The 24,668-nt window shown below is 68.7% G+C and carries 23 protein-coding genes and 1 pseudogene; 12 read left to right on the forward strand and 12 right to left on the reverse strand.

What is annotated here, in order from left to right:
* The first annotated feature begins 399 nt into the window (after positions 1-399).
* Both ACQP2T_RS45025 and ACQP2T_RS45030 read left to right on the forward strand, forming a co-directional pair.
* Positions 400-894 carry a hypothetical protein gene (locus ACQP2T_RS45025; RefSeq protein WP_433510976.1) on the forward strand — a complete coding sequence of 165 codons (495 nt, stop codon included), beginning with the start codon at positions 400-402 and terminating at the stop codon, positions 892-894.
* Positions 895-1,031: 137 nt separating this feature from the next.
* Positions 1,032-2,159 (forward strand): sensor histidine kinase, encoded by a 1,128-nt coding sequence (locus ACQP2T_RS45030; RefSeq protein ID WP_433510977.1) that lies wholly within the window; start codon positions 1,032-1,034, stop codon positions 2,157-2,159.
* Between the two features lie 324 nt (positions 2,160-2,483).
* Here the strand turns inward: ACQP2T_RS45030 and ACQP2T_RS45035 are convergent, their stop codons facing one another.
* From ACQP2T_RS45035 to ACQP2T_RS45050, 4 genes are all read right to left on the reverse strand, one after another.
* The gene (locus ACQP2T_RS45035; RefSeq protein ID WP_433510978.1) at positions 2,484-2,645 is read right to left on the reverse strand and encodes a hypothetical protein; all 162 of its coding nucleotides are present in this window, start codon (positions 2,643-2,645) and stop codon (positions 2,484-2,486) included.
* Between the two features lie 15 nt (positions 2,646-2,660).
* Complete coding sequence (locus ACQP2T_RS45040) at positions 2,661-2,804, reverse strand: hypothetical protein (RefSeq protein WP_433510979.1); 144 nt, start codon at positions 2,802-2,804, stop codon at positions 2,661-2,663.
* Between the two features lie 346 nt (positions 2,805-3,150).
* Positions 3,151-3,606, reverse strand: coding sequence for a hypothetical protein (locus ACQP2T_RS45045; protein ID WP_433510980.1), 456 nt, complete (start codon positions 3,604-3,606; stop codon positions 3,151-3,153).
* A gap of 130 nt (positions 3,607-3,736) precedes the next feature.
* Positions 3,737-4,435, reverse strand: coding sequence for an IS5 family transposase (locus tag ACQP2T_RS45050; protein WP_433510981.1), 699 nt, complete (start codon positions 4,433-4,435; stop codon positions 3,737-3,739).
* A gap of 126 nt (positions 4,436-4,561) precedes the next feature.
* Here ACQP2T_RS45050 and ACQP2T_RS45055 point away from each other — a divergent pair, with 126 nt between their 5' ends.
* The gene (locus tag ACQP2T_RS45055) at positions 4,562-5,329 is read left to right on the forward strand and encodes a hypothetical protein (RefSeq protein WP_433510982.1); all 768 of its coding nucleotides are present in this window, start codon (positions 4,562-4,564) and stop codon (positions 5,327-5,329) included.
* A 98-nt stretch (positions 5,330-5,427) separates the two neighbouring features.
* Here ACQP2T_RS45055 and ACQP2T_RS45060 read toward each other — a convergent pair whose 3' ends face one another.
* The 3 genes from ACQP2T_RS45060 to ACQP2T_RS45070 all read right to left on the reverse strand — a co-directional run bounded on the left by ACQP2T_RS45060 (position 5,428) and on the right by ACQP2T_RS45070 (position 9,316).
* Positions 5,428-6,639, reverse strand: coding sequence for a PucR family transcriptional regulator (locus tag ACQP2T_RS45060; RefSeq protein ID WP_433510983.1), 1,212 nt, complete (start codon positions 6,637-6,639; stop codon positions 5,428-5,430).
* 10 nt (positions 6,640-6,649) lie between these two features.
* The gene (locus ACQP2T_RS45065; protein WP_433510984.1) at positions 6,650-8,674 is read right to left on the reverse strand and encodes a prolyl oligopeptidase family serine peptidase; all 2,025 of its coding nucleotides are present in this window, start codon (positions 8,672-8,674) and stop codon (positions 6,650-6,652) included.
* Between the two features lie 414 nt (positions 8,675-9,088).
* Positions 9,089-9,316, reverse strand: a complete 228-nt coding sequence (locus ACQP2T_RS45070; protein WP_433510985.1) for a hypothetical protein — start codon at positions 9,314-9,316, stop codon at positions 9,089-9,091.
* A 159-nt stretch (positions 9,317-9,475) separates the two neighbouring features.
* On the opposite strand from ACQP2T_RS45070, the gene ACQP2T_RS45075 reads away from it, so the two are divergent.
* A complete protein-coding gene (locus ACQP2T_RS45075; protein ID WP_433510986.1) occupies positions 9,476-10,003 on the forward strand; it encodes a hypothetical protein in 528 nt (175 codons plus the stop codon).
* 86 nt (positions 10,004-10,089) lie between these two features.
* Here the strand turns inward: ACQP2T_RS45075 and ACQP2T_RS45080 are convergent, their stop codons facing one another.
* Positions 10,090-10,794 (reverse strand): DUF4097 family beta strand repeat-containing protein, encoded by a 705-nt coding sequence (locus ACQP2T_RS45080; RefSeq protein WP_433510987.1) that lies wholly within the window; start codon positions 10,792-10,794, stop codon positions 10,090-10,092.
* 490 nt (positions 10,795-11,284) lie between these two features.
* Here ACQP2T_RS45080 and ACQP2T_RS45085 point away from each other — a divergent pair, with 490 nt between their 5' ends.
* From ACQP2T_RS45085 to ACQP2T_RS45100, 4 genes are all read left to right on the forward strand, one after another.
* Positions 11,285-12,433, forward strand: a complete 1,149-nt coding sequence (locus ACQP2T_RS45085; RefSeq protein WP_433510988.1) for a hypothetical protein — start codon at positions 11,285-11,287, stop codon at positions 12,431-12,433.
* A 233-nt stretch (positions 12,434-12,666) separates the two neighbouring features.
* Positions 12,667-13,362 (forward strand): hypothetical protein, encoded by a 696-nt coding sequence (locus ACQP2T_RS45090; protein WP_433510989.1) that lies wholly within the window; start codon positions 12,667-12,669, stop codon positions 13,360-13,362.
* 174 nt (positions 13,363-13,536) lie between these two features.
* Positions 13,537-14,922 carry a glycoside hydrolase family 16 protein gene (locus tag ACQP2T_RS45095; protein ID WP_433510990.1) on the forward strand — a complete coding sequence of 462 codons (1,386 nt, stop codon included), beginning with the start codon at positions 13,537-13,539 and terminating at the stop codon, positions 14,920-14,922.
* A 79-nt stretch (positions 14,923-15,001) separates the two neighbouring features.
* Positions 15,002-15,379 (forward strand): VOC family protein, encoded by a 378-nt coding sequence (locus ACQP2T_RS45100; protein WP_433510991.1) that lies wholly within the window; start codon positions 15,002-15,004, stop codon positions 15,377-15,379.
* 8 nt (positions 15,380-15,387) lie between these two features.
* On the opposite strand, the gene ACQP2T_RS45105 is transcribed toward ACQP2T_RS45100, so the two are convergent.
* Positions 15,388-16,578, reverse strand: a complete 1,191-nt coding sequence (locus ACQP2T_RS45105) for a hypothetical protein (RefSeq protein WP_433510992.1) — start codon at positions 16,576-16,578, stop codon at positions 15,388-15,390.
* Between the two features lie 62 nt (positions 16,579-16,640).
* Here ACQP2T_RS45105 and ACQP2T_RS45110 point away from each other — a divergent pair, with 62 nt between their 5' ends.
* Positions 16,641-17,585, forward strand: coding sequence for an isopenicillin N synthase family dioxygenase (locus ACQP2T_RS45110; protein ID WP_433510993.1), 945 nt, complete (start codon positions 16,641-16,643; stop codon positions 17,583-17,585).
* A gap of 33 nt (positions 17,586-17,618) precedes the next feature.
* Here ACQP2T_RS45110 and ACQP2T_RS45115 read toward each other — a convergent pair whose 3' ends face one another.
* Positions 17,619-19,970 (reverse strand): GH1 family beta-glucosidase, encoded by a 2,352-nt coding sequence (locus ACQP2T_RS45115; RefSeq protein ID WP_433510994.1) that lies wholly within the window; start codon positions 19,968-19,970, stop codon positions 17,619-17,621.
* Between the two features lie 91 nt (positions 19,971-20,061).
* On the opposite strand from ACQP2T_RS45115, the pseudogene ACQP2T_RS45120 reads away from it, so the two are divergent.
* The 3 genes and pseudogenes from ACQP2T_RS45120 to rocD form a co-directional block, all read left to right on the forward strand.
* A pseudogene (locus ACQP2T_RS45120) lies at positions 20,062-20,496 on the forward strand (Lrp/AsnC family transcriptional regulator); the annotation flags it as partial.
* Between the two features lie 228 nt (positions 20,497-20,724).
* Positions 20,725-21,522, forward strand: a complete 798-nt coding sequence (ddaH, locus tag ACQP2T_RS45125) for a dimethylargininase (protein WP_225290805.1) — start codon at positions 20,725-20,727, stop codon at positions 21,520-21,522.
* 1 nt (position 21,523) lies between these two features.
* Complete coding sequence (gene rocD / locus ACQP2T_RS45130; RefSeq protein ID WP_433510995.1) at positions 21,524-22,738, forward strand: ornithine--oxo-acid transaminase; 1,215 nt, start codon at positions 21,524-21,526, stop codon at positions 22,736-22,738.
* A gap of 61 nt (positions 22,739-22,799) precedes the next feature.
* Here rocD and ACQP2T_RS45135 read toward each other — a convergent pair whose 3' ends face one another.
* Both ACQP2T_RS45135 and ACQP2T_RS45140 read right to left on the reverse strand, forming a co-directional pair.
* Entirely contained in the window at positions 22,800-24,017 is a 1,218-nt protein-coding gene (locus tag ACQP2T_RS45135) for a CU044_5270 family protein (protein WP_433510996.1), read from the reverse strand.
* Positions 24,010-24,621, reverse strand: a complete 612-nt coding sequence (locus tag ACQP2T_RS45140; protein WP_433510997.1) for an RNA polymerase sigma factor — start codon at positions 24,619-24,621, stop codon at positions 24,010-24,012. The genes ACQP2T_RS45135 and ACQP2T_RS45140 overlap by 8 nt, the downstream gene beginning before the upstream one ends.
* Positions 24,622-24,668 lie beyond the last annotated feature (47 nt).

Below are 24,668 nucleotides of genomic sequence, written 5' to 3' on the forward strand. Positions count from 1 at the left end.
CTGCGTGTCATGCAGGGGTGGTGTTTTCTTCTGTGCGAGTCAGCAGACCCCGCTCGCCAAGGGGACCGTCGCGCCGCACCCCGGCGCTCGCACCCTGAACCGCCCCCGGCCGCCGTCGGCCACCAGGCGCTCGACGACGTCCAGCAACCGATCGAGATCACGAGGGCGGCAAAACCATTCACGATAACAGAGCAAGCGCTCCAGAATGGAGTATCTTGTGAATGTCGTCCTGACCGGAGCAAATACCGAAAGTAATGAGGCGATCTTGGTACGCGGGCGGAGCGGTCACGTGAGCATCCTCGCCGGCGGAGCTGAGGGCCCCCTGCGCTCGCAATGGAGCCGATCTCCGGACTCGTGCGGCATCCCACCCCTGTGACGACGTCAAGTCAGGAGTTTTCGATGTTTCGCAGATCTCTGTCGGTCGTTCTTGCGACGGCCTCCGTCATGACCCTGCAAGCACTCGCGTCAGCACCGGCGAACGCGGGCGCGTACGGCTGCACCGGATCGCTGGTGCGCAGCTGGCCCCTGCCGCTGAAAGACGCCATTACCCGAAAGACCTATTACCGGAGTGACGTCAAGCTCTACTACAACGCGAGAACCGGCTGGAACTGCGCCGTCCTCGCCAAGCGTCCCGGCAAAGCGCGGTACGGCGTGCGAACTCCGATGAATATATATATGGAAAACGACCTTATGGGCGATGACAACGTGAAGAACGTGAAGAACAAGAGAGACTACGATGGTGGGGATTTCAAATTCTACGCGGGTCCGGTGAAGGTCTACGGCAGGAACCTCTGCGTGACCATCAAGGCCGAACACGATGACGCCGAGGGCAACGGCAGCGAGCCCACCAAGTACCAAGGTCGTCTCTGGCTCCTCAGGGTGGGTTGCCGCTGATCCGCTCCTACCGCTGAACCACCGATCCGCCCCGCCGGTGACGTCGGCGTCGCGCAGGTTCTGCCTCAGGTGCTCGGGGTGCGCGGCCCCAGCAGGGCGGTGCTCGCCGGGGCCGGAGGATTTCTATGCTTGGGTCCGTGCACGATCACTCTGGCCATCAGCATCCTCTTGACCGATGGGGACGTGCGCTGCGCTACGTCGCGGCACTGGCGCCGATGCTCTTTTACGGCGCGCTCTGGGTCTGGCTCGTCCCGCAGGAGCCGGATCGGCTGCCACGCGCCCTGCTCGACGTGGGCCTGAGCGTGGTGGCGCTGGTCCTCATGAGGTGGCGGCACCGGTGGTCGTGGCAGATCGCCGCGGTGACCGCGCTGCTGACCGTCCTGTCCAGCATGGCGACCGGTCCCGCTTATGTGGCGTACGTGTCCCTGTGCGCACACCGCCGCTGGCGGCAGATCATCCCGATCGCGGCCCTGTTCTGGGCCTGCGCGGCGGGGTACGCGTTCGCGGGCGGCCCCACACAGCAGGCCATGATCAGCCTGGTCACCAGCACCGCGATCCTCGGCGGGCTGACCGTCTTCGGCATCTATCTCCGCTCCCTGCGCGACGCCGACCTGGCCGCCAAGCGGGCCGAGCTGCAGCACATCGAGCAGGCCAAGCTGGCCGAACGCGCGAACATCGCCCACGAGATGCACGACGCGCTGGCCCATCGCATGTCGCTGCTGGCGATGCTCGCCGGCGGGCTGGCCTACCGAACAGACCTCGGCCCGGAGGAGATGCGGCAGACCGCGCAGGCCGTCCAGGAGAGCGCCCACCAGTCACTCAACGAGCTTCGCACCGTGCTCGGCACCCTCCACTCCGAGGGCGATACCGCGGGCCCGCAGCCGACACTGGCCGACCTGCGAGAACTGTTCCATGAGGTACGGGCCGCCGGGCAGAAGGTCGACGTGGCCGACACCATCGAGCAGCGCGACCTGCTGCCCACACAGACCGGCCGCAACGCCTACCGGGTCGTTCAAGAGGCGCTCACCAACGCGCGCAAGCACGCGCCAGGCAGCAGCGTGACGGTCGAGCTGAACGGGCAGCCGGGCGACGCGCTGTGCATCCGCGTGACCAACCCGACGCCGCACGAGGCTTTCGCCGGTCCCGGTAGCAGGCTGGGCCTGGTCGGCCTGGGGGAACGGGTCCGTATGGCGGGCGGCACGATAGCGCACGCCAACCAGAACAGGCACTTCGTCCTCGATGTCCGGCTGCCGTGGAAAGCTTGACTCCTGAAAAGTTGCCGCTCAGGGCCTCTGCGTCCAATGGCGATCGAGTTCGCCATAACACGCGGCCGACGCGCGGTAGTGCGCAGCCCAGATCTGGGCCGCGGACCGCGGCGCGCCGGTCGCGTGCAACGGCGAGATCGATGTCTTCGATCCCGCGAGCCAGAGGGGCGCCGGTCGGCGTATCGGGCTGCCGGGTGTGCCGCCAGGCGGTGGGCCGCAGATGGCGGACCGCTACCAGCGGGGCCGGCGCCATCATGGCGCCAGCCCCTACCTGAGCCCCCTGATCACGCTAGGCCCGGACAGCGGCTCGGTGGTCGGCAGTGCTCAGGGGTAGACGTACGTGTGGACGCGGATGGCTCCTAAGAGGCAGGTGTTCTCGTAGTAGAAGCTGCCGGCGGGCTTGTACATCTCGCCGCTGTCGGCCCAAGGAGCGAGGTTGCACTCTGTGACGAGGCGTACATGGCCGGCGGCGCCGTTGCACCACATCTGTCCGCGACGGCCTCAGTCGGTACCTCCCCAGCAGTTGGGCAGGGCCGCGGCCGAGGAGGCGGAGACGGTGCTGGTCGCAGAGGTCGCGGAAGCCGGTGCGGCGACGAGCGTGAGGCTCGCGCCTGCCAGTGCCAGGGCCGCGATGAGCTTTTTCACGTGGGGATCCCTTTCGTTCGCGGAGAACTTGCGAGATCTTCTTAAGGGCGCGTTTGTCCAGGCCATAGCGTTTTGGACAATCTCTCGCGGTGCCGTTGTCCAAACATCTCGAAACGGATTTTGGACAGAAAGGAAGATGCGACGTGGGACGGCGGATGCGTGCATTGAATCCCACCGCGAACCCAGTTCAGCGGTTTGCCTGTGACCTGCGCGTTCTACGGGCCCTGGCCGGAGAGCCACCTTTCTGGAAGATGGCACGACGATGTGAGAGTGCGTTCCGCGAGTTGATGTCCCTTTCGCCGGTGCGGTTGGGATAGATCGGCCGGTTGAAGGGTCGTCGCTGGGGTTATGGGCGAGGCTGGGTGAACAATCCTGGCTCGGTCTCGACGAGTATGCCGCGGCTGGCCAGGCGTTTGAGCTTGGCGCGGACGTTCTGGATGTTGTTCTGGCTCAGGGGCAGGTCCATGGCCAGGGCCAGGTCGCGGGCGCGCAGGGAGCCGTCGGCCTCGTCGAAGGCGGCGAGAATCTGCTGGTAGGCGGGGTGATCGGGGACAGTCGGCGGCGGCGCGACCGGTTCGGCCGGGGCAGGATCTTCTTCGGCGAGGGAGAGGAGGGTCTTGCGGCTGATTCGCAGGTGTTCGACCTGCTCGCTGAGTTCGGCCAGATGCGCGGTGAGAGTGTCGATCTCCGCCTGGGTCTGCTCGATCTGGCAGGTCAGGGAGTGCTCGCGGGCGTCGATCCGGTCCAGGAGCCAGGTGCCGGGGTCGGACTGGCGCACGTCGGGCGGCTTGGGCGCCGTCATGTCCACCGCTCAGGCGGGGTTGTGCCACGGGTCAGGCGGCGGGACATCACGTCCGTCATCGCCCAATACACCCGGGATTCGGAACTGGCCGGCAGGTGTTCGAAGTCGCGGACCAGACGCCGGTGGAACATCAAGATGCCGTACGTTTGCTCGACGACCCATCTCTTGGGCTGGGGGACGAACCCTTGCCGGCGGGGTTACGTTCGACGATCTGCACGTCGATGCCCAGGCCGGCGCCATGCTCGACGACGGCGTTCTTGAACCCCTGGTCGGCCAGCGCCTTGGTCACGGTGCCCTCGGTGGTGGCGGCGACCCGGTCCAGCAGGGCGATCCCGGCGGTGTTCTCATGCGCCGAGGCGGCCAGCATGACCACGGCGATGACCAGGCCCAGCACGTCTACCGCCAGGCCCCGCTTCCTGCCCGGCACGCGCTTGGCGGCATCCTTGCCGGTGGTGGAGGCGGGGACCCCGGCTGCGACGTGGATGCTCTGGGTGTCCAGCACGACCAGGCTGGGGTCGGCTAATCGTTTCTTCTTCTCGCGCAGATGCCAGCGCAGCAGGTCGTGGATGGTCTTGTCGGTGCCGTCGTCGCGCCACTTGGCGAAGTAGTAGTACGTCGCGCTCTTGGGCGGCAGGTCGTGCGGCAGGTAGTCCCATTGGACGCCGGTCCGTCCCTGGTAGCGGATGGCGTTGACGATCTGGCGTAGCTCGTAGGTGCCCTCGTGGCCGCTGACGGACGGGTGCGCGGCCTTCCACGCGGTGAGTACCGGTTCGATCAATGCCCACTGCGCGTCGGTTAAGTCGCTGGGGTAGGGCTTGCGCTCAGTCACTCGACCATCACAGCACGACCGGACCCGCCAACCGGCGGTAACGCTACAAATCCATACGATCACGCTGGGACATCACGGGCACTCACTCGCGAACCGCACTCTCAGAGGCAGGGCCCGTCGGGAACGATGGCGACTCCGCCCTTCCATCTCAACGACGGCTACGGGGACAGGCTGATCCACGACGTCTACAACGTGGTGCCCGCCGACAACCTGCTAAGGAGCCCGTGGCGGGAAGTGTTCGTCGGTTATCAATCCCTGATCTGCAAGAATATGGCGGTCATCCAGTCCTACGGTTTCGGCTCGCCGAAGTCTCCCTGCGGCGCGGGCGATCGACCGCTGGACACCAGTCTGGCCCAGACTGCCGAGCAGAAATCCGCCGTTCAGACGCTGAAAACCGCCCAGGCGGCGAAAACAGCCGCCGCGAGCGGGTGGGTCTCCGCGAAGTTTCCGACGCGGCAGGTCGTCGTCACACACGGGCGATGCAAGTTCGTGGGCTACTGGTGGATGGGGAGTCTGGTCGTCCCGTCCGGCTATTGGCCGTCCGGCAGCACGATGGACGTCACCGGATATGTCGAGGGACCCAAATGCGCTGTCTCGATCAACCTTCAGGTGGTGCACTACCAGCAGCGAACTCTCACCACGTACACCATGGACCACTATCGCGACGACAGTAAGCCGAGCGGCAACGGGAACGGCGAACGCTGGATGAAATTGGGCTGGCTCCCGGGCGGCAGCTACTCGGGGAAAGTAGGCAACGTCATCCATCTGGTCAATTTTCAGGTGAACGACTTGACGATGGGGTCGTCCCTCGGCTCTGTCGGCCAGATCTGGGGGCCGCCAGCGAACTGGTGCGACAATTGGAAAAAGGGACTGCCTCCCGGTTGCACGGCATAGCGCTCACCTGGGAGTCAGCGCCGGAGGGCTCGGCGGGTACGACCAGTCAAGCGCAGGTTCAGGCCGTAGCCGCTGCGCGGCGGGCAGTCGCAGGGGCGTCATCTCAGCCTGATCAGTCTGGCGACCTTGAGCCCGAGGTGCAGGGCGAGGCGGTCGTCCCCGCTGGACAGGTCGACCGAGGCGATCTCCTCGATCCTGCGTAACCGGTAGTACAGGCTTGCGCGGTGGATGCACAGGCTCGCGGCGGTGCGCTTGACGTCGCCGGCGTTGCCCAGGAACGTCTCCAGCGTGGTGACCAGCGCGTCGTTGCCGCCGTCGTGGTCGAGCAGGCGGCGCAGCCCGGGATGGAGGCTGCGGCCGAGGAGGTCGGCGGGCAGTTCGGCCAGCAGCCCGTAGACGCCGAGGCCGGAGTGCCAGACGACGGGGCCGAGGCTCCGGATGGTTCCGGCGATGTCGGCGGCCCGTTTGGCCTCGGCGTAGGAGAGGTGGACGTCTGTCAGAGCAGGGCGGTGCTCGCCGACGCCGACCCAGCACTCCTGAAGTGTCCTGCCGCTCTCGGCGGTGATCTGCCGGTGGATCGCGGTGGCCAGGTCGTCGGTCTCTGCCCGGGAGGGGACGGGCTGGACGAGGATCAGGATGCCGTGGTCGGGGCGTTCCAGGTGGATGGCGCTGCGCGGGGGGAGGCGGCGGCGCGCGTGGTCGAGGCCGACCGTCAGGGCGAGCCTGCCCTGGTCGCCGAGCGGCCGGCCAGGTTCGTGCGCGACGATCGCCACCAGCGCGCGCACGGGACCGGCGGTGATGAGTTCTTCTTCGATCAGCCGCTGCGCCGCGTCGCCACGCAGCCGGAGGTCGGGCGAGATCAGGTCGCGTACCAGCTCACGCTCCCGTCCCCGGCTCAGCTCGCCGATCAGGAAGTCCCGGTGGAGCGTGTGCGCGGCGCTCTCGGCGGCCTGCCGTACCGCCGTCGCCTCCTGGTCGGTGACGAAGCCGTCCGACAGCAGCAGCCACACAAAGCCCAGCAGGGTCTGCTCGTGCCGGACCGGCATGCCTGCGCGGGCCACGTCGAGTCCGAGTTCGGGCCGGGCGGGCACGATGAACAGGCCGCGTGCCTCCAGCGCGCCGCTTGCGTGGATGTGGGCCACCAGCTCGGGGGAAACGCGCCTGCGCATGATCGACTCGACTCGGGCGGGGTCCACGTCGCCGGTGTGCGCGGTGTAGGCGAGCAGGCGGATGTTCTGGTCGTCGAGTGCCACCGACCTGCCCAGGCGCGCCCCAAGGCTGTCGACGAGTCTCTGGAGCTCCGATGCCATGGCGACCAGGCTATGCCGGGATCATGCTCAGCTCCCGCATGAGGAAGGCCAGCAGTTCGGCGGCGTGGTCGCTCACCTGCGCGCTGTCCAGGGCGGCGTGACCGGCGCCCTTCCAGACCCGCAGCAGGATGGGGTGGCCGGAGGTGCTCGCCGGCGCGAGCTTGGCGGTGAACAGCCGGCCGTGGAAGGGCTGGCAGCCGAGGTCATGCTCGCCGAACGCCTGCAGGATGGCCGGGTACGGGGTGCCGGGCGCGATGTTGTGATGGGGCGAATAGGCGCGGATGATGTCGGCGTCCCCAGGCTCGTCCGGATCTCCGTAGTCCTCCAGGAAGACCGAGCGCACCGCCTGCGGCGCCGGGTGGCCGGGGCCGAGCGGCTGGAGCATGTCGAACAGCGGCACCTCGGCCACCAGCGCCCGCCACAGGTCGGGACGCTGGACGAGGGCGACGCCGGCGAGCAGACCACCGTGGCTGGCTCCGTGGAAGCCCAGCCGCGCGGGCTCGGACAAGCCGGCCGCGATCAGGTCCTCGGCGATGGCGAACAGGTCGTCGAAGGTGTTCTGCTTGCGCGACAGCCGGCCGTCCTCGTACCAGGTCCGGCCGTACTCCGCGCCGCCCCGGAGGACGGCGTGCACGTAGATCCCGCCGGCACGCAGGAACGGCGCGTAGTTGCCGAGGAAGCGCGGCAGCCAGGCCACGTTGAAGCCGCCGTAGCCGTTCACCACCGCGGGGCGGGGCCGGTCGAGGTCCAGGTCCGCACGGTGCACGACGAAGTACGGCACGCGGGTCCCGTCCCGGCTGGTCGCGAACCGGCGCGCGACGGTCATCCCGCCCAGCCCCGGCTGGCGGGGGCCGGTCGGGACCGGCTCGCCGCGGTCGGCGTCGTAACGGTACGGCGTCAGCGGGTCGACGAACGTGTTGTACGAGAACGTCAGCACCTCCGAGCGCTCGAAGCGGCGGCTCACCATGGCCGTCGGCGAGCTACCGAGACCGGGCGTCGCGATGCGCTCGACGGGCTTGCCCTCTCCGGTGACCAGCCGGAAGCCGGCGACGGCGTCGGCCACCTCGCACAGCACGAGGCGGTCACCGATCTGGGTGACGCAGCGCAGCACCGCGTCGGACTCGGGTACGAGCTCGCGCCAGGTCCGTACGTCGGTGGAGGTGGCGACCGGGATCGCGACCAACCGCCCACGCGGCGCATCGCCGGTGACCACGGCGACGTAGGTGTCGTCGTCGTACCAGACACCGTGGCACTCGCCCTCATAGCCGTCGGGCATGAACCTGCGCCACGCGCCGGTGAGCCGGTCGCCGAGATGACCTGCCACCTGCTCGTGCTGCCCGGTGAGGGTGATGACCCAGCGGCCGTCCGGCGAGACCTGCGGAGTCAGCCCGGATGGAGAGGTGGCCAGCTCGTGGCGGCCGATCACGTTCACCGGCGCGCCTATCTCGCCCGCCGGCTGCACCGGCACGAACCAGACCCGATGGTCGCCGGTCTCCGAACGATCGCACACGTAGAACCCGCTGCCGTCCGGCAGCCAGCCCGGGACAGCGCCAGTGAGCAGGTGCCGGTGCGATGCGATCGGCAGATCGCGGCCGGTCACCGCATCGACCGCGCGGAGCTGGCCGATCATCTCGCCACCGTGGTAGACGCCGAACACGACGCGGGTGCCGTCCGGCGTGGGCTCGTACCAGACCAGCTGCGCCGGCTCACCTTCACGCAGGTACTCGCCCGCACGGGGATCGACGAGCAGCCTGCCGGGCTCGTCCGGAACATCCGACACCCACAGACCCAGCGCCGCCTGCCCCGGCGCCACCGGAGCCAGCCGGAACCATCGGCCGCCGAGGCGGCGAGGCGTGCTCGTCCCAAGGCTGTCGGAGGCGTTCTGCGCCGCGGGACCGGTTGCGAGTTGGTCGCGTACCCGGGCGAAGTGCTCCCAGTCGCGCACATACGAACGAGCAGCGGCGTCCTGCCGCTCCTGCCAGGCGAGCGACTCGCCGGTATCCGGCCGCAGCCACTCAAACGGATCGATGGTCATCAGCTCTCCATTCCGGTTGCTCCACCGGCCTGTCCCAGCACAGCACGGCGTACAGCTCGATCTGCAGTTTGTCGGCCTTTACTCGACGTGTCGGCTGGGCGTGACTACAGGCGCGCTCATCGAACTCCTTGCCTGGCGGGACCTCTGCACCGTACCGACGCGGTCACCCCTCTCGACATCGACAATCGTCAAACCAGGCGCACGCTTCCTCCGGCAAACGTCAGAGCTCAGGAGCCGATGCGGATTCGGATGGACTGACTCCCCTATCTGCAGCCTGGCCTGTGTGCTCCACGAATATCCGATGAGTGTGGCTCTATCTGGGGAAGTGGCTGGGCCGAGCGGTTACCATCTGGCTGCCTCGACGGGTGGTCGTCCACCGCGTGAGCAACTGCGGGAGACGGGTCTGCGCTTGGACTACCGCATCGACGTCAGCGTGCGCCAGGAGTAGGCGGTGGATCCGGCCAGAATAGTAATTCCGGACAGCACGCCGCTCACGACGGGCACCCACTTCAGGGCCGTGGCGATGGCCAGGGCAAAACCGGCGACGATGAGGAGCATGCCAGGGATCAGAAGGCCACGTTCTCGCCAGACCGGCACAAGCGCGATGAAGTGCACACCCGCCACGAACGTCAGCCACGCCATGTTGACACCCTGAGGCGCCCAGCAGATTCCGGACAGTCGGCTACATGAGGAGCCGCAGAAAAATTACTAGGCGCTTTGATCTGGTTCGGCTGTGGTTTGGGCGAGGGTTAAGAGATCCGCTAGCGAGACTGATCGGGTGTCGATGGATTTGATGCGCATGTGGTGCTGGCTCAGCAGGGGGCGGATCTCGTCGAGAGCGCGGTAAGGATCATGGTCCGCATCGCCGTCTCCGGTCATCGGGGTTTGCCGGAGGAGACTGCCGTACTGGTCGATCGGGCGATACGTGGGGCGCTCGCGGAGTACCTGCCCGACATCAGTGGGTTGTCCTGCTTGGCGGATGGAGCCGATCAGATTTTCGCTCTCGGGGTGCTCGACCTCGGTGGAGTACTGGAGGTCGTGGTTCCGGCCGAGGAGTACCGAGACGGGCTGCCGAGCGAGTGCCATGCGGCTTACGACGAGTTGCTGGGCCGGGCGGTCCGAGCCCACCGGCTGGACTTCAAGGAGTCGACCTCGGAGTCCCACATGACAGCCGGCGCACGCATGCTCGACAACGCCGATGTGTTGTTCGCCGTCTGGGATGGGCAGCCCGCCCGAGGCTATGGGGGAACCGCTGACGTGGTGGCTGAGGCCCGCCGGCGGGAGGTGTCCGTCCGGGTGATCTGGCCCGAAGGAGCCCGACGAGATTAGGAGCCTCTAGACATGAGATAGCACCAGGTCTTCGGCGTCGTGCCGGTCGCCGGTCTCCGAGAACACCGGCGGGCTGGAGGAGGGCTTCAGGGAGTCGCGACCTCCATGTCCCCGGAGTCGCTGGACAGCGCGATCGAACGCTGGGCCGAGGTGTCACTGGCGGTCCTGATGACCTTGTTCCCGGAGTCTGTTCTGGCGTCGATCCGGTACGGCCTCTGCGGCACGTGGATCACGGTCTTGCCCGAATCGGTGACGGTCGTGACCTTGTCAGGCGGCCCGGTGAAGGTCAGGGTCATGTCCCCCGAATCGGTCTTCGCGGCGACGTACTTGCCTGTCAGGCCGCTGGCCTCGATGGCCCCGGAGTCGCTCGTGGCCTCCAGCGTGCCCGACAGCCCCTTCAGTGTCAGGTCCCCCGAGTCGGAGCGGACCTTGACGCGCAGGCCCTTGGGCACCTCGACCTGGTAGCTGACGTCGCAGGTCACGCCCCAGGCGCCCAGCCCCCAACTGGTCGGGCAGTCGAAGGCCAACTCCAGCGTGTCACCCCGTACCTCGCGGCGGGTCGTCGGCTTGTTCTTGCGCCAGTTGAGGCGCTCGATCACATGAATGCCCTGCCGATCCGACTCGACCACGTCCACGGTGCCGGCGTCGGCTTCGATGTGCAGCGCTGCCACCTTGTCGGTGAGGTCGTACGACTTTGTGTCCGCCTCGGACGTAATACCGGCGCCGCATCCGGTCAACACCGCCGCGAGCCCGAGCAGGCCCGCGATCATCGCCGTTCTCTCGATCTTCATGGTGCTCAATTCTGCGCGATCCGCCCCGTACCCGGCCTCAAGGCGATCCCTGATTTCCCCCTGATGACATCACTGATTGAAACCGGCGATCACCAAGGCCAGCGCCTTGCGAACGGTCTGGTTGTGGTCCACGTCGCCCGCGTCCGTGAGGGTCTGCGTCGCGCCGCGGGAGCGCAGGTGGCTCTGGCAGTACAGGGCGTTGTCGTACGCGACGTCGGAGTCACCCTTGGCGTGGTGGAGGCGTACCGGGACGTCCGGCTTGCAGGCGCAGGTGGGAGTCGAGCGCGGTCATCAGCTGCTTGAGCTTGCCGGTCGGCTTGCCTCCTCCGCGATTGTCACCAGCGTCCAGTGCGCGCGTTCTGGCGCTTCCAGCGCGATGCGTTGGCTGGTCTTGTGTTGAGGAGAGGGCTGCTTTGGGTGGGGATTGAGCGATTAGGGTGGTGAGCCAGGGCACTCTAGCCGGGTAGCGGTTCTCTGCCGGGAGACGCGGATGGCGTTCTGGTCGCGGCTGTTCAAGTGGGGGGCGGGCGATCCGCTGGCCGAGCGGGAGGATGCGCGCCGGCAGGGGATGCGGGATGCCCGGCAGCATCCGCTTGGGGAATTCACCGATCCGGAGTTCCAGCCTTCGTACGTGACCGAGGTGCGTGCTCTTGCGCGGGAGCGGATCACCGAGGTTGATCGGCGGCTGGCGGCCACCAGGACGGCGCTGCTTGAGCGGGCTGTGGGGGCTCGGGAGACGATACTGCGCGAACTCGGGCGGTCCGATCTGCGGCCGGACGGCGGCTACGGTAACGGGTCCGCGCCAAGGTCGGGGTCGGCGTCGGCGTCGGGGGCCGCGTCGGGCCAAGGGTCGGGGTCGGGCTCCGGGTCCATTGCCAGGGCTGGGGCTGGCGTAGAGGGTGCTGGGGCGGCGGGTGATTCCGCTGCTGCTTCTGCCGATGTTTCGGCGCGGGCCTCGGCTGGTGCGGAGGATGCGTTCATTTCCATCGCGGAGGCCAGGCGGCGGCGGGGTGAGGCGCGACGCAGGGTGGTGTTACAGGAGGCCAGTGACACGGTGCATCGGGCCAGGGCGCAGATCGAGCGGCTCACGCAGGAGTGGGAGAGCGCACTGATCGAGCGCAACCACGCCGTGGAGACCGTACACGCCAGGGCCGAGCAGCTCATCGCCGCCTATCGGGGTGGGGTGATGCGGGCCCATCCGCGCAAAGAGGAGATTCCTTCGCTGTGGAAGGGCGAGGTCATCGCGATGGACTCCTCGGGGGGCAGCGCGGCGGCGGTCTCCGGGCGGGAGGAGATCGGGCGAATCATGGAGGAGGTCGAGGCGCGGATCGAGGTGTGGCACGCCGAGGTCGTACCGCGGACGCTGCCTGGCGAGGTGCGGCGTTCCCTGCCCAGAGAGGCAGCTCCCGATGCCGACCTGGATCCGGAGGATTCCGAAGGGGATGTCGGTTCGGACGCCATCTCCGATTCGGACGCCAGTCCCGGCACGAACGCCGACATGGGTTCCGACGCCAGCCCCGATGTAGGCCACCACCCCGCTTCCGACTCGGCCTCCATACTGGGCCGCGTTGAAGAAATGGCGCCTGATCGGAGCGTCAGGTCGGAGGGTGACGAGCCAGGGGCTGGAGGAAGGCGATGACGGGCGCAGGTGGAGGCGACGCCGGGGGGCGGGGGGAGCCCCTGACGCAGGCGGCCAGGCGGCGGGCAGGCGTTGGGGGGCGGTCAGCGGCTCGGGCGGGCACCATACTGCGGACGAGGGCTCCGGTGGCCTGGGCAGGCGTCGGACAGCGGGCTACGGCTTCGGCGGCCTGGGCGGACAATGGGCGGCGGGCTACGATTTCAGCGGCCTGGGCGGACGTCACGCGACGGGTAATGGCTTCGGTGTCCGTGGTGGTGCTGGTGGTGGGCGGGGTCGCGGGGTGTGGGACCGAGGCGAAGGCCGTGTGCGGGGTGGTCGTGGACTCCACGAGTTATGCCGATCCGGCGACCTCCCGCAGTGATGTCACCTCCAAGTTGCCCGCCTTCGCCCAGGGCTGTGACTGGATCGCGTACGCCGCCGTGACCGGGAGCTCCGAAAGCAGTACGTGCCGCCAGGACCCGGTGTCCATCGCCGCGACCAAGGCCGAGAACCCCAACGCGAACCCGGTCGTCGAGGACCGCATCCGGGCCCATCGGATCACCGAGGTGCTCCCCCGGGCGGTGAAACTGTTCGACTGCCCGACCGAAGGCGAGGGGTCGGACGTGCTGGGGGCGCTCCGGTACCTCGTCAAGCAGATGAGCGCCCAGCGGCAGCCGGACAAGGCGCATCAGATCATCGTCTTCAGCGACCTCATCAACAACCGGGGCGAGCTGAACATCAACAAGCTCGACCTGAGCGAGACCGCCAGAAAGCAGAAGGCCAAGCAGTTGCGGGAGTCGCAGTTGATGCCTGATCTGGCTGGTTACGGGGTGGTCGTGCATGGGTTTCTGCGGGAGAAGACGGCGAGCCCCGATCGCTTCCCGCTGCTGGAGGACTTCTGGAAGGAGACGTTCGAGGCGGCGGGAGCGAGCCCGGTCGACCTCCTGTAGCGGGGGGGGCGTTTGAGAGCGCTCTCCGTCTGCGAGGGGTGGTCTTTCTCGCCGCCGTCAAGGCTGTGAGTGCGGTTTGTTGACACGACGTTACGCCTGTGTTTACGTCTCGTTGAGAGAGCGCTCTCTAGCAACGATCTCTCCTCCAGCCTCCGCATCCCCCAGGAGCAAGGAATGGCAGCACAATCACCTGGCCGCAGGCGCTTGGCGGCGATGGCCGTGGCGCTGGCGGTGCTCTCCGCCCTCCTCGTGCATGTGGCCGTGAGCGCGTCCGCGGCCGTGCCCCCAACCCCTTCCGGCTGGTCACTCGTCTGGTCGGACGACTTCAACGGCAACGCGGGCGCGCCGCCCTCCTCGGCCAACTGGATCGTGGACACCGGGCACGCGTACCCCGGCGGACCGGGCAACTGGGGCACCGGCGAGATCCAGAACTACACCGGCTCCTCCTCGAACCTCGGCCTCGACGGCGCCGGGAATCTGCGCATAACGCCCCAGCGCAGTAGCTCCGGCGAATGGACGTCGGCGCGCATCGAGACGACGCGATCCGACTTCAAGCCGGCCGACGGGCGGGTGCTGCGCATCGAGGGCCGCATCCAGATGCCGAACGTGACCGGTCAGGCCGCCCTCGGCTACTGGCCGGCGTTCTGGGCGCTCGGCTCGCCGTACCGGGGCAACTACTGGAACTGGCCGGGCATCGGCGAGTTCGACATCATGGAGAACGTCAACGGCATCAACTCCGTCTGGGGCGTCCTGCACTGCGGCGTGAGCCCCGGCGGGCCGTGCAACGAGACCACCGGCCTGGGCGCCAACCGCGCCTGCCCCGGCTCGACGTGCCAGGAGGCCTTCCACACCTACCGCTTCGAGTGGGACCGCAGCGTCAGTCCCAACCAGTTGCGCTGGTACGTGGACGGCCAGCAGTTCCACAGCGTGAGCCAGTCGCAGATGGACGCCACGAGCTGGGCCAACATGACCGGGCACGCCGGCTACTTCCTGCTGCTCAATGTGGCCATGGGCGGCGCGTTCCCGAACGGGGTGGCCGGCAGCGGGACGCCGGTCGCGGCCACCGTGCCGGGGCGGCCGATGGTCGTCGACTACGTGGCGGTATGGCAGAGCGGCAGCTCCGGACCGACCAACCCGCCCGGCGGCGTGGACGCCCGCTCGACCATCCAGGCCGAGAGCTACCAGGCCCAGTCGGGCACCATCGTCGAGACCACCACGGACACCGGCGGCGGCCAGAACGTCGGCTCCATCGCCAACGGCGACTGGCTCCGCTTCGACGGGGTGAACTTCGGCTCCACGGCCGCCGGGCAGTTCAAGGCCAGGGTGGCGTCGGGGGCGGGGGCCGGTGTGAGCGGGCTCGTGCAGGTACGGCTCGACAGCCCCACTGCCGCGCCGATCGGCGACTTCGCGCTGGCCAACACGGGCGGCTGGCAGAGCTGGCGGACGGTACCGGCGAACATCTCTGGAGTGACCGGTACGCACACGGTCTACCTGACGTTCAGCAGCGGGCAGCCGGCCGACTTCGTCAACGTCAACTGGTTCACGTTCTCCACCACCTGACCGCGTCAGATGATCAGAGCGGTCCCGCCTCTCGGGGAGATGGCGGGACCGCTCTGATCACCTGGCTAGGGTTGGCGTCATGATTCTGCGCCATGTGACGATCGACTGTGCCGAACCGTACGAGCTGGGGACCTTCTGGAGCCAGGTGACCGGGTGGCCGGTGTCCGACGGGGACGAGCCGGGTGACCCCGAGGTGCTCGTCGTGGCGCCCTCGCCCGTGCCGGGCCTGCTGTTCATCCGGGTGCCGGAGGGCAAGACGGTGAAGAACCGGATCCACTTCGACTGGATACCGACCGGCCAACGAACCCGCGATGAGGAGGTGGAGCGCATCATCTCCCTTGGGGCGAAGTTGTACGAGGACCACCGGACCGCTGACGGGCGCGGCTGGGTGACGCTGCGCGATCCTGAGGGCAACGAGTTCTGTGTTGAGCGCAGCGAGGCCGAGCGCGCGAGCTGATCAGACGCTCAGCTTCCCTGGGCGCTGCGGCGTCTGACCACGATGCGTTCGGCCCAGCTCGCCGCCTCCGGGTCGTGCAGGCCCTCCACCACGCCGCCCAGGTACGCCGTGCCGAGGCTGTCGAAGCCGCTGTCGAGCTGCCTCATCCTGCTGGCCTGACGCCGTTCGACGGCCTGGAGATACTGGGCGACGCTCTCCGCGTACCCGGCGTCTCGCTGGTAGTCGGCCTGGGCGGCGGCGCAGGCCGACGCCTCGGCGTCGCGTTTGGCGCGCAGCTCGCGCAGGCGGCGGTCGTTGGGGTTGTGCATCCTGCGCCCGAGGTCCGCGGCGATCAACGCGGTGGCGACGAGCAGGGCGAGCAGCAGGATCATGGTGGGCAGGAGGCCGACGCCGGAGGAGGTGGGCCCGATCTCCTGTCCGTCCACGACCAGCGGCTTGACCAGGGCCTCGCGGCGGAGCACGGCCACGGCGACGATCAGGCCGAGCCAGACGAGCGCGACGCCGATCAGCAGCCAGCGCCCCTTGGCGGGGCTGCCGTTCTCCTGCCAGGCCCGGAACGACCTGCCGTACATGTGCGGTGCGACCAGCATGATCAACGCGGCGCCCGCCGCGAGCAGGGCGGTCATCGCCACGCTGTCGCCCCAGTTCAGGATGACCTGGTAGAGGATGGGCACCTCGACGATCAGCAGGAGCAGCAGGAGCAGCGCGGCGGGCAGCCAGCGGCGGACGACCGGCCAGCGGCTGCCGGACAGCGCGATGGAGCTGGGGCGGCCGTCACCGGGGCGCCTGCTCGGCTGCTCCAGCTCGCGCACCCGGCGCTGGGTGTCGTCGAGGGCCTGCCGGGCCTCCCCGAACGTGCGCTGCGACTCGGTCAGCTTGATCTTCTGCGCCTCGAACTCGGCGCGGGCCTGCTGGATCTCGCGCTCGGTGAGGTTCTCGATCTGGGCCAGTTCGGCCAGGCGCTCGTCCTCCAGCTCGTGGAAGCGCGGCACGCTGCCGGTTTCGAGGGTGAGCGTGTCGATCTGGCCGTCGGTGGCGTGGGCGCGGCCCAGCTCGCGTTCCTCGCGGCGGCGCCGCACCCAGTCGGGCAGGTGGTAGAGGTCTCCGTCGTACGCGACGGCGGGGGCGATACGGGCGACCTGGCGTGGCTCGTCGGATTCGTCCCCGTGCTCGTGCTCGTTCCGGCGAGTGAAGCGCATGCGGCCTCCAACGCGGTCCTGTCATTCGATGCTAATCGCCGGGAATGCGGAACAATGGCGTCGTGAGTGAATTGCCGGTGATCGATATCTCACCGCTCCTGCTCTCCAAGGACACGGGTGCTGTGGCGGAGCGGATCGGCGCAGCCTGCCGGGACAGCGGATTCTTCTACGTCTCCGGCCATGGGGTCTCCCCAGAGCTCGTCGCCCGCCTCGACGCGGCGGCCAGGAGGTTCTTCGAGCTGCCGGTCGAGGTGAAGAACGAGATCTCGATGGAGCGCGGCGGCCGGGCCTGGCGCGGATTCTTCCCGGTCGGCGACGAGCTGACGTCCGGGCGGCCGGATCAGAAGGAAGGCGTCTACTTCGGCGCCGAGGAGCCCTCGAGTGAGGTGCCGTTGCACGGCCCGAATCTGTTCCCGGGCCAGGTGCCGGAGCTGCGCGCGGCCGTACTCGACTACCTCGGCACGATGACCGGCGTCGCCCAGGCCGTGATGTCGGGGATCGCGCTCAGCCTGGAATTGCCCGAGGACTATTTCCGCACCGGCTACACGGCCGATCCGACCATCCTTTTCCGGATATTTCACTATCCGCCCGCGGTGCCGAACAAGGACGAGTGGGGCGTCGGCGAGCACACCGACTATGGGCTGCTCACTCTCCTGCTCCAGGACGGCAACGAGGGGCTCCAGGTCCACACCTCTGGCGGCTGGATCGACGCGCCACCGCTGCCGGGCACGTTCGTCTGCAACATCGGCGACATGCTGGACAAGCTGACCGGGGGCCTCTACCGGTCCACTCCGCACCGGGTGCGCAACCTGAGCGGCAACGAGCGCCTGAGTTATCCGTTCTTCTTCGATCCCGGGTGGGATTGTGAGGTGCCGCCGCTTCCGTACACACCGGGGGGCCGCGCGCGCTGGGACGGGCAGGATCTGCGGGCGTTCAACGGCACATACGGGGACTATCTCCTCGCGAAGGTGTCCAAGGTCTTCCCCCATCTCGCCGACGCGCTTTAGCCCTCGCACGCACGGCCCCCTCGGTGGAGCCGTCTAAGTGGATTCCCGCACCACGAGGCGGGTCGGGACGATGACCGACGTGGTGTGCCTGCCTTCCAGCCTCGACAACAGCAGCCTGGCCAGCGCCATGGCCTGCTCCGCGACCGGCGCCTGGACCGTGGTGAGGGACGGTGTGGTGCAGGCGGCCGCGTCTATGTCGTCGAAGCCCGCGATCGCCAGGTCCTCAGGCACCCGGCGGCCTGCTTCCCGGGCCGCGCGCAGCGCGCCGATCGCCAGGTGGTCGGAAGTGGCGAAGACGGCGTCCAGCCGGGGGTTGTCCGCGAGCAGGCGTCGCGCCGCCGCCGCGCCCGACTCCAGGGTGGGGTCGGCGGTGGCGATCAAGGGGTGCGCGCCCGCCCGTTCGAGCGCGTTCCGGTGGCCCGTCAGGCGGTCCTGGACGGTGACCAGGTCCAGGGGGCCGCAGATGATGCCGAGGTCGCGGCGGCCGGCGGCCAGGAGGTGGTTCGTCGCCGCCGCCGCGCCGCCGATGTTGTCCACGTCCACGTAAGGGACCAGGGAGGCGACCGGCGGCTTGCCGAGCAGGACCAGCGGCAGGCCCGTACGGGCCAGGCTCTCGGTCAGCGGGCCGGTCCGGTCCGGCATGGCGAGGATGACACCGTCCACCAGCCGGGCCTCGACGTGCTGGACGATGCGCCGGTGGCTCTCCGCCGTGTCGGCGAGCATGAGCGTGATCCGCTTGCCCGCCCCTTCCAGGACGCTTGTGACGTACTGGACGACGGCCGCGGTCAGCGCCTCGCCGCCGGGCCTGGGCGCGGACAGGACCAGCGCGATCGACTCCGTGCGGCGCGTGACCAGGCTGCGGGCCGCCGCGTTGGGGACGTAGCCCAGCTCCTGTACGGCGCGCAGCACGCTGGCGCGGGCCTCGGAGCTGACCGACGCCTCGCCGTTCATGACGCGGGACGCGGTGGCCCTGGAGACCGAGGCGCGGGCGGCGACGGTCTCCAGCGTGGGCCGTTTCGGGCGGCTCTCGCCCAGGCCGTTGCGCTTGATGACGTCGCGGTACCAGTGGGCGCTGTCCTTCGGCCGCCGCCGCTGGGTGGCGAAGTCGACGTGGTAGACGCCGAACTTGCGCTGGTAGCCGTCGGCCCATTCCAGGCAGTCGAGCAATGACCAGAGCAGATATCCGCCGACCCGCGCGCCCTCCTCGATCGACGCCCGGAGTGCCCGCAGGTGCTCCTCGATGAAATTGATCCTGTCGACGTCGTGAATGCCGTCGCCCGATATCACGTCGATGAAATCGGCGCCGTTCTCGGTGAGCATCAACTGGGTGTCGGGATATTCCCGGGAAAGGCGGCTGAGGAGCAGCGTGAGTGCGTCCGGGACAATGGGCCAGCCCATCGCGGTCACCGCCGTCGGCACGGTGCAGAAGAGAATTCCCGCGCTTCCCGGATAGGCCGGGTCGGCGGGCTGACTCGGCTGGGCCTGTACGACGGTCGGCGCGTAGTAATTGACGCCGAGCAGGTCGATCGGCTGGGAGATGACGGCCAGGTCGCCGTCCTGGACATGGTCGAGGCCCGCGGTCCGCTCGATGACCGGAAGCAGTTCGGCGGGATAGGCGCCGCGCAGCACGGGCTCCAGGAACTGCCGGTGCATCAGCGTGTCGATCCTGGCCACCGCGTCCGCGTCCTCCTCCGGCAGCTCCATCGACAGGTCGCCGACCTGGCCCGGCGTCATGACGGGGCCGAAGTTGAGCACCAGCCCCACCTTGGACGGGCGCAGCGCCTGGGTCGCGAGCCCGTGCGCCAGCAGCAGGTGGTGCGCGCTTCTGAAGGCGTCGGCCGCCGAGGTGCGGCCCGGCGCGTGAATGCCGGAGCCATAACCCAGAAAGGCCGCCACCCACGGCTCGTTGACCGTGAACCAGGTGTCGACGCGGTCGCCCAGCCGATCGTGCACGACGCGCGCGTAGTCGGCGAAATGCGCGGCCGTGTCGCGGACCGCCCAGCCGCCCTTGTCCTCCAACGCCTGCGGGAGATCCCAGTGGTAGAGCGTCGCGTACGGCTTTATGCCCGCGCCGAGTAATTCGTCGACCAGCTTCTCGTAGAAATCCAGCCCGGCGGCGTTGATCCGCCCCGAGCCGCCGGGGACCACCCGCGGCCAGCTCACCGAGAAACGGTAGGCGGTCACGCCCAGGTCTTTCAGCAGGCCGATGTCCTCGACATATCTGTGGTAATGGTCGCAGGCGGCCTGCGAATCGGAAAAGGTGTCCCATATGGACGGTCCCCGGCCGTCGGCCACATTGGCGCCCTCAATTTGATAGGCGGACGTCGAGACGCCCCAGACGAAATTATTGGGAAAGAAATTCGCGGGAAAGGCTGCGCTGCTCACTTGCCCAGTATCCTCCGGTGAAAGATCGAGCGCCCAGTCTCCCCCGGCGCGCTCGTCGCGCGCCAGCCGGGACAGGCTGTATACAGGGCGCGTGGAACTGGACCGGCTGGATCGTGACATCATCGCGGCGCTCGTCGACGACGCCCGCCAGACCTATGCGGAGATCGGGCAGCGGGTCGCCCTGAGCGCGTCGGCCGTGAAGCGCCGGGTCGACCGGCTGCGCGACGCCGGGGCGATCACCGGGTTCAGCGCCAGGGTGGCGCCGCAGGCGCTCGGCTGGACCACCGAGGCGTACGTCGAGCTGTTCTGCCAGGGCAAGACCAAGCCGTCCGACATCGCGCTGGCCGTGGCCAAGTGCCCGGAGGTCGTCGCGGCGGCCACGATCACCGGGGAGGCCGACGCGCTGGTGCACATCCGGGCCACGGACGTGCGGCACGTCGAGCGGGTGATCGAGCGGCTGGCCGCCGAGGCGTTCGTGGTGCGGACCAAGAGCTCGATCGTGCTGTCGCGGCTCGTCGACCTGCCGCCGGGAGCCATCCCCGAGGTGCCGCCCACCGGAGGTGCCCTGCCGGATTCGGACCCATTCGGGGGTGCCGCACCGGATGAGCGCAATAGAACGCAGGTCGGTGGTTGAGACGCGCAACAGACCCGCGCGTACACGCAATGTCAATCCCTTGGCCTGCGCAAACATAAATTTCTAGGCTGTCTTCGTCCCCTCCGGGGACATTTCCCGACGACCCCGACGGAGACCTGCATGCCCAAGCACTTCCTCATGTGCCGCCCGGAATACTTCACGGTCGAGTACGCGATCAACCCGTGGATGCATCCCGAGGCCGACACCGACCGCGATCTCGCGATCCGGCAGTGGGAGGGCCTCAAATCGGCTTACGAGAGCCTCGGGCACCAGGTCAGCCTCATCGATCCCGTCGAGGGGCTGCCCGACATGGTGTTCGCCGCGAACGGCGCCCTGGTCGTCGGCGGGCGCGTCTACGGCGCCAGGTTCGCCTTCCCGGAGCGGGCCGCCGAGGGTCCGGCCTACCTGCGCTGGTTCGCCGAGAACGGCTTCCCGGTCAAGGAGCCGGTGCACGTCAACGAGGGCGAGGGCGACTTCCTCACGCTCGACGACGTCATCCTGGCCGGCACCGGCTTCCGTACGAACCTGGCGGCGCACCAGGAGGCGCAGGAGTTCACCGGCCGGCCGGTGATCTCGCTGACGCTGGTGGACCCGCGTTTCTACCACCTCGACACGGCGCTGTTCCCGATCGACGGCCGCAACGTCGCCTACTACCCCGCCGCCTTCTCCGAGGGCAGCCGCGCGGTGCTGGCCCGGCTGTTCCCGGACGCGGTGCTCGCGACCGACACCGACGCCGAGGTCCTCGGGCTGAACGCGGTCAGCGACGGCACCCACGTGGTGATCAACGCCGAGGCGGGCGACCTCCAGTTGGAGCTCAAGCGGCGCGGCTACGAGCCGATCCCCGTCGACCTGTCAGAGCTGCGCAAGGCAGGCGGCGGCCCCAAGTGCTGCACGCTGGAGATCCGGGGGGAGAACTGAGATGAGCACCACCCAAGAGCTGATCGAGGTAAGCGAGCGCCGTAGCGCGCACAACTACCACCCGCTGCCCGTGGTCATCCACGAGGCACACGGCGCGTGGGTGACCGACGTCGAGGGCAAGCGCTACCTGGACTGCCTGTCCGGCTACTCCTCACTCAACTTCGGGCACGGCAACCCGAAGATCATCCAGGCGGCTCAGGAGCAGCTGAAGAACCTGACGCTGACCAGCCGAGCGTTCTATCACGACCAGTTCGCCACGTTCTGTGCCGGGCTCGGCGACCTCACCGGCAAGGACATGATCCTGCCGATGAACACCGGCGCCGAAGCCGTCGAGACCGCCGTCAAGGTCGCCCGCAAGTGGGGCTACGAGGTCAAGGGCGTCCGGCCGGAGCAGGCCAACATCATCGTGATGGAGGACAACTTCCACGGCCGCACGACCACGATCGTCAGCTTCTCCACCGACCCCGACGCCCGCGACAATTTCGGGCCCTACACCCCGGGATTCCGGATCGTGAAGTACGGCTCGGTCGAGGCGATCAGGGAGGCGATCGACACCGACACGGTGGCGGTGCTGCTGGAGCCCATCCAGGGCGAGGCCGGAGTGCTGGTGCCGCCGGACGGCTACCTCACGCAGGTGCGGGAGCTGTGCGCCGCCGAGGGGATCCTGATGATCGCCGACGAGATCCAGTCGGGTCTCGGCCGCACCGGCAAGACGTTCGCCTGTGACCACGAGGGCGTCGTGCCCGACATGTACGTCCTGGGCAAGGCCCTCGGCGGCGGCGTCGTACCGGTCTCGGCGATCGCCGCCAACGCGGACATCCTCGGCGTGATCAAGCCGGGCCAGCACGGCTCCACCTTCGGCGGCAACCCGCTGGCCTGCGCGGTCGGCAACGCGGTGATCGAGATCCTCAACACCGGCGAGTTCCAGGCCAGGGCGAGCGAGCTCGGCGAGGTGCTGCACGCGCGGCTGCGCGAGCTGATCGGCCACGGCGTGGTGACGGTACGCGGGCGCGGGCTGTGGGCGGGCGTCGACATCGACCCGTCGCTGGCCGGCGGGCGCGAGCTCTCCAAGGCGCTGATGGCGCGCGGAGTGCTGGCCAAGGACACGCACGGCTCCACGATCCGGCTGGCGCCGCCGATCGTGATCTCGGAGGAGGACCTGGTCTGGGCGGTCGACCAGCTCGCCGACGCCCTGGCCTCCTTCGGTCAGAGCTAGAGACCACATCTGGAAACAGGTACGGCCCGCGCATCTACTCCGGGGCGCGGGCCGTACTGGTTCAGCCGGTCTTCGTAGGGACAGGAGCCGTCGGCTCAACGGTGGCGGTCGGCTCAGCGTTGGCCGAGTCGGTCGGCTCAGCGGTGGGCGGGACGGTTGTCTCGGCAGGAGGCGCAAGGGTGACCGTGGCGGTCACCTCGACAGAGGGCGGGGCGGTCGGCTGTCCGGTGGAATCCGCCGTCGCGCCGGGTTGAGGCGTGCAGGAGGAGTCCTTCCGCGCCTTACCCGCTTGCTCCGGCAGCCGGTCCCCGACACTCACCTTCAGCTGGGCCGTCAGGGCGAGCACGCTGCCCACCGGCGCGCCGGCCGCCTTGGCGTCCACGACCGTGTGCCGTTCCCCCAGCAGCATGTGCGTGTCCCGATCGAAGATCAGCTGCTCCAGGATCCCCTGCGACTCCCTGCCCAGGGCCACCCCCTTGCGCCCGGCGGAGTCCTCGACCCCCTCGGCCACCTGCACCCCCGGGATCTCCTTGGCCGCCTCGAACAGCGCGTCACGCTGCGCTCTGGGCATGTACGTCTCCCTGACCAGGTCGCCCGCCACGACGAACGCCTCCCGGTCGGCTTCCCCCTTGCCGGCCTCCTTGCCGCCGGACTGCGCGGCCTGCCGCTTGTAGAGGAAGGCCCGCATCGCCGCCGGGTCGTTCGGCAGCGTGCTGAGGTAGGCGTAGTCGACCCGGAAGTTCGCGAGCCGGTCCGGGCAGGAGGCGAGTTGCATCCAACTCTCCCCCTTCCACTTCTGTGCCTCCTCGGGCAGCGGCTCGCCCGGCCACGGCTTGGGCGACAGTCCCGCGATGAGCAGCACGCCGTCCGCGCTGGCATCGGCCGACTGCCAGATCTCGCGGTGCGTCCGGTAGAGAAAGCGGGTCATCTTGCCGTTGGCCTGCGAGAACGAGCTGTACATCGTGTCGGACGCGACCACGATGAACTGCCCCGGCCTGGGCTGCAGCTCACCATCCGACACAGCCGCCGACTGGGTGGCGGCCGACGTGGCCACCCCCAGCTTCGGCTGCTGCGCCGACAGAGCCACGGCCACGCCCCCGACAAGAGCGACCGTCACCCCGAACGCGGCCGCGGCCTGCCAGCCCAGCTTCGGCAGACGAAACCCGCGCCCCTCGCGGGCCTCGCGCAGCAACCGTTCACGCGCCTTCGCGCGGGCCTCCTGCGGGTACGGCGAAGCGGCCGGCCTCCCGTCCGCGAACATCCGGATCTCGTCATCCATGCTGGGGCTCCTCTGCGAAGGGGTCGATTCCGCCGAGAGCTCTGCGTACCTTGACGCGGAGCCGGTGCAGCCTGGACCGGACCGTGCCCACCGGCACGCCGAGCGCGAGCGCCGCGTCCTCGTACGTCAGGTCCGCCCACGCCACCAGCAGCAACAGGTCGCGCTCGGCCGCGCTGAGCCTGGTCAGCGCCCGCGCCAGCCTGGGCTGGAGCTGCTCGGCGGTGACCCGGTCCGCGCTGCGGTCGTCGAACGAGCCCGGCCGATCCGCGCTCACCTTCGACATCGCGTGAATGCGCCGTCGCTCCGCCCTGCGATGCTGGGCGACGACCTTGGTGGCGATGCCGTACAGCCAGGGCCTGGCGTCCGGCCACGTACGGTCATAGCGCGCCCGGACCCGGAAGGCGACCAGGAACACCTCGCCCGTCACGTCCTCGGCCGCTTCGGGACCGAGGCGCCTGGCCGCGTACCGGTGGATCTCGTCGGCATGCCGGTCGAACAGCACCGCGAAACGTTCCGGATCAATCACCGACTGCGCGATCAGCGCCGAGTCGTCCAGCGTTTCAGGTTTCTCCTGAACACCCACCACGTGCCGGTCCTCTCTCATGCGGTCACCCTGTTGTTGACCGCACGCGGGACCTCGGTTCCACCTAT

Source organism: Nonomuraea sp. CA-143628 (assembly GCF_050942315.1).
Lineage (GTDB): Bacteria > Actinomycetota > Actinomycetes > Streptosporangiales > Streptosporangiaceae > Nonomuraea.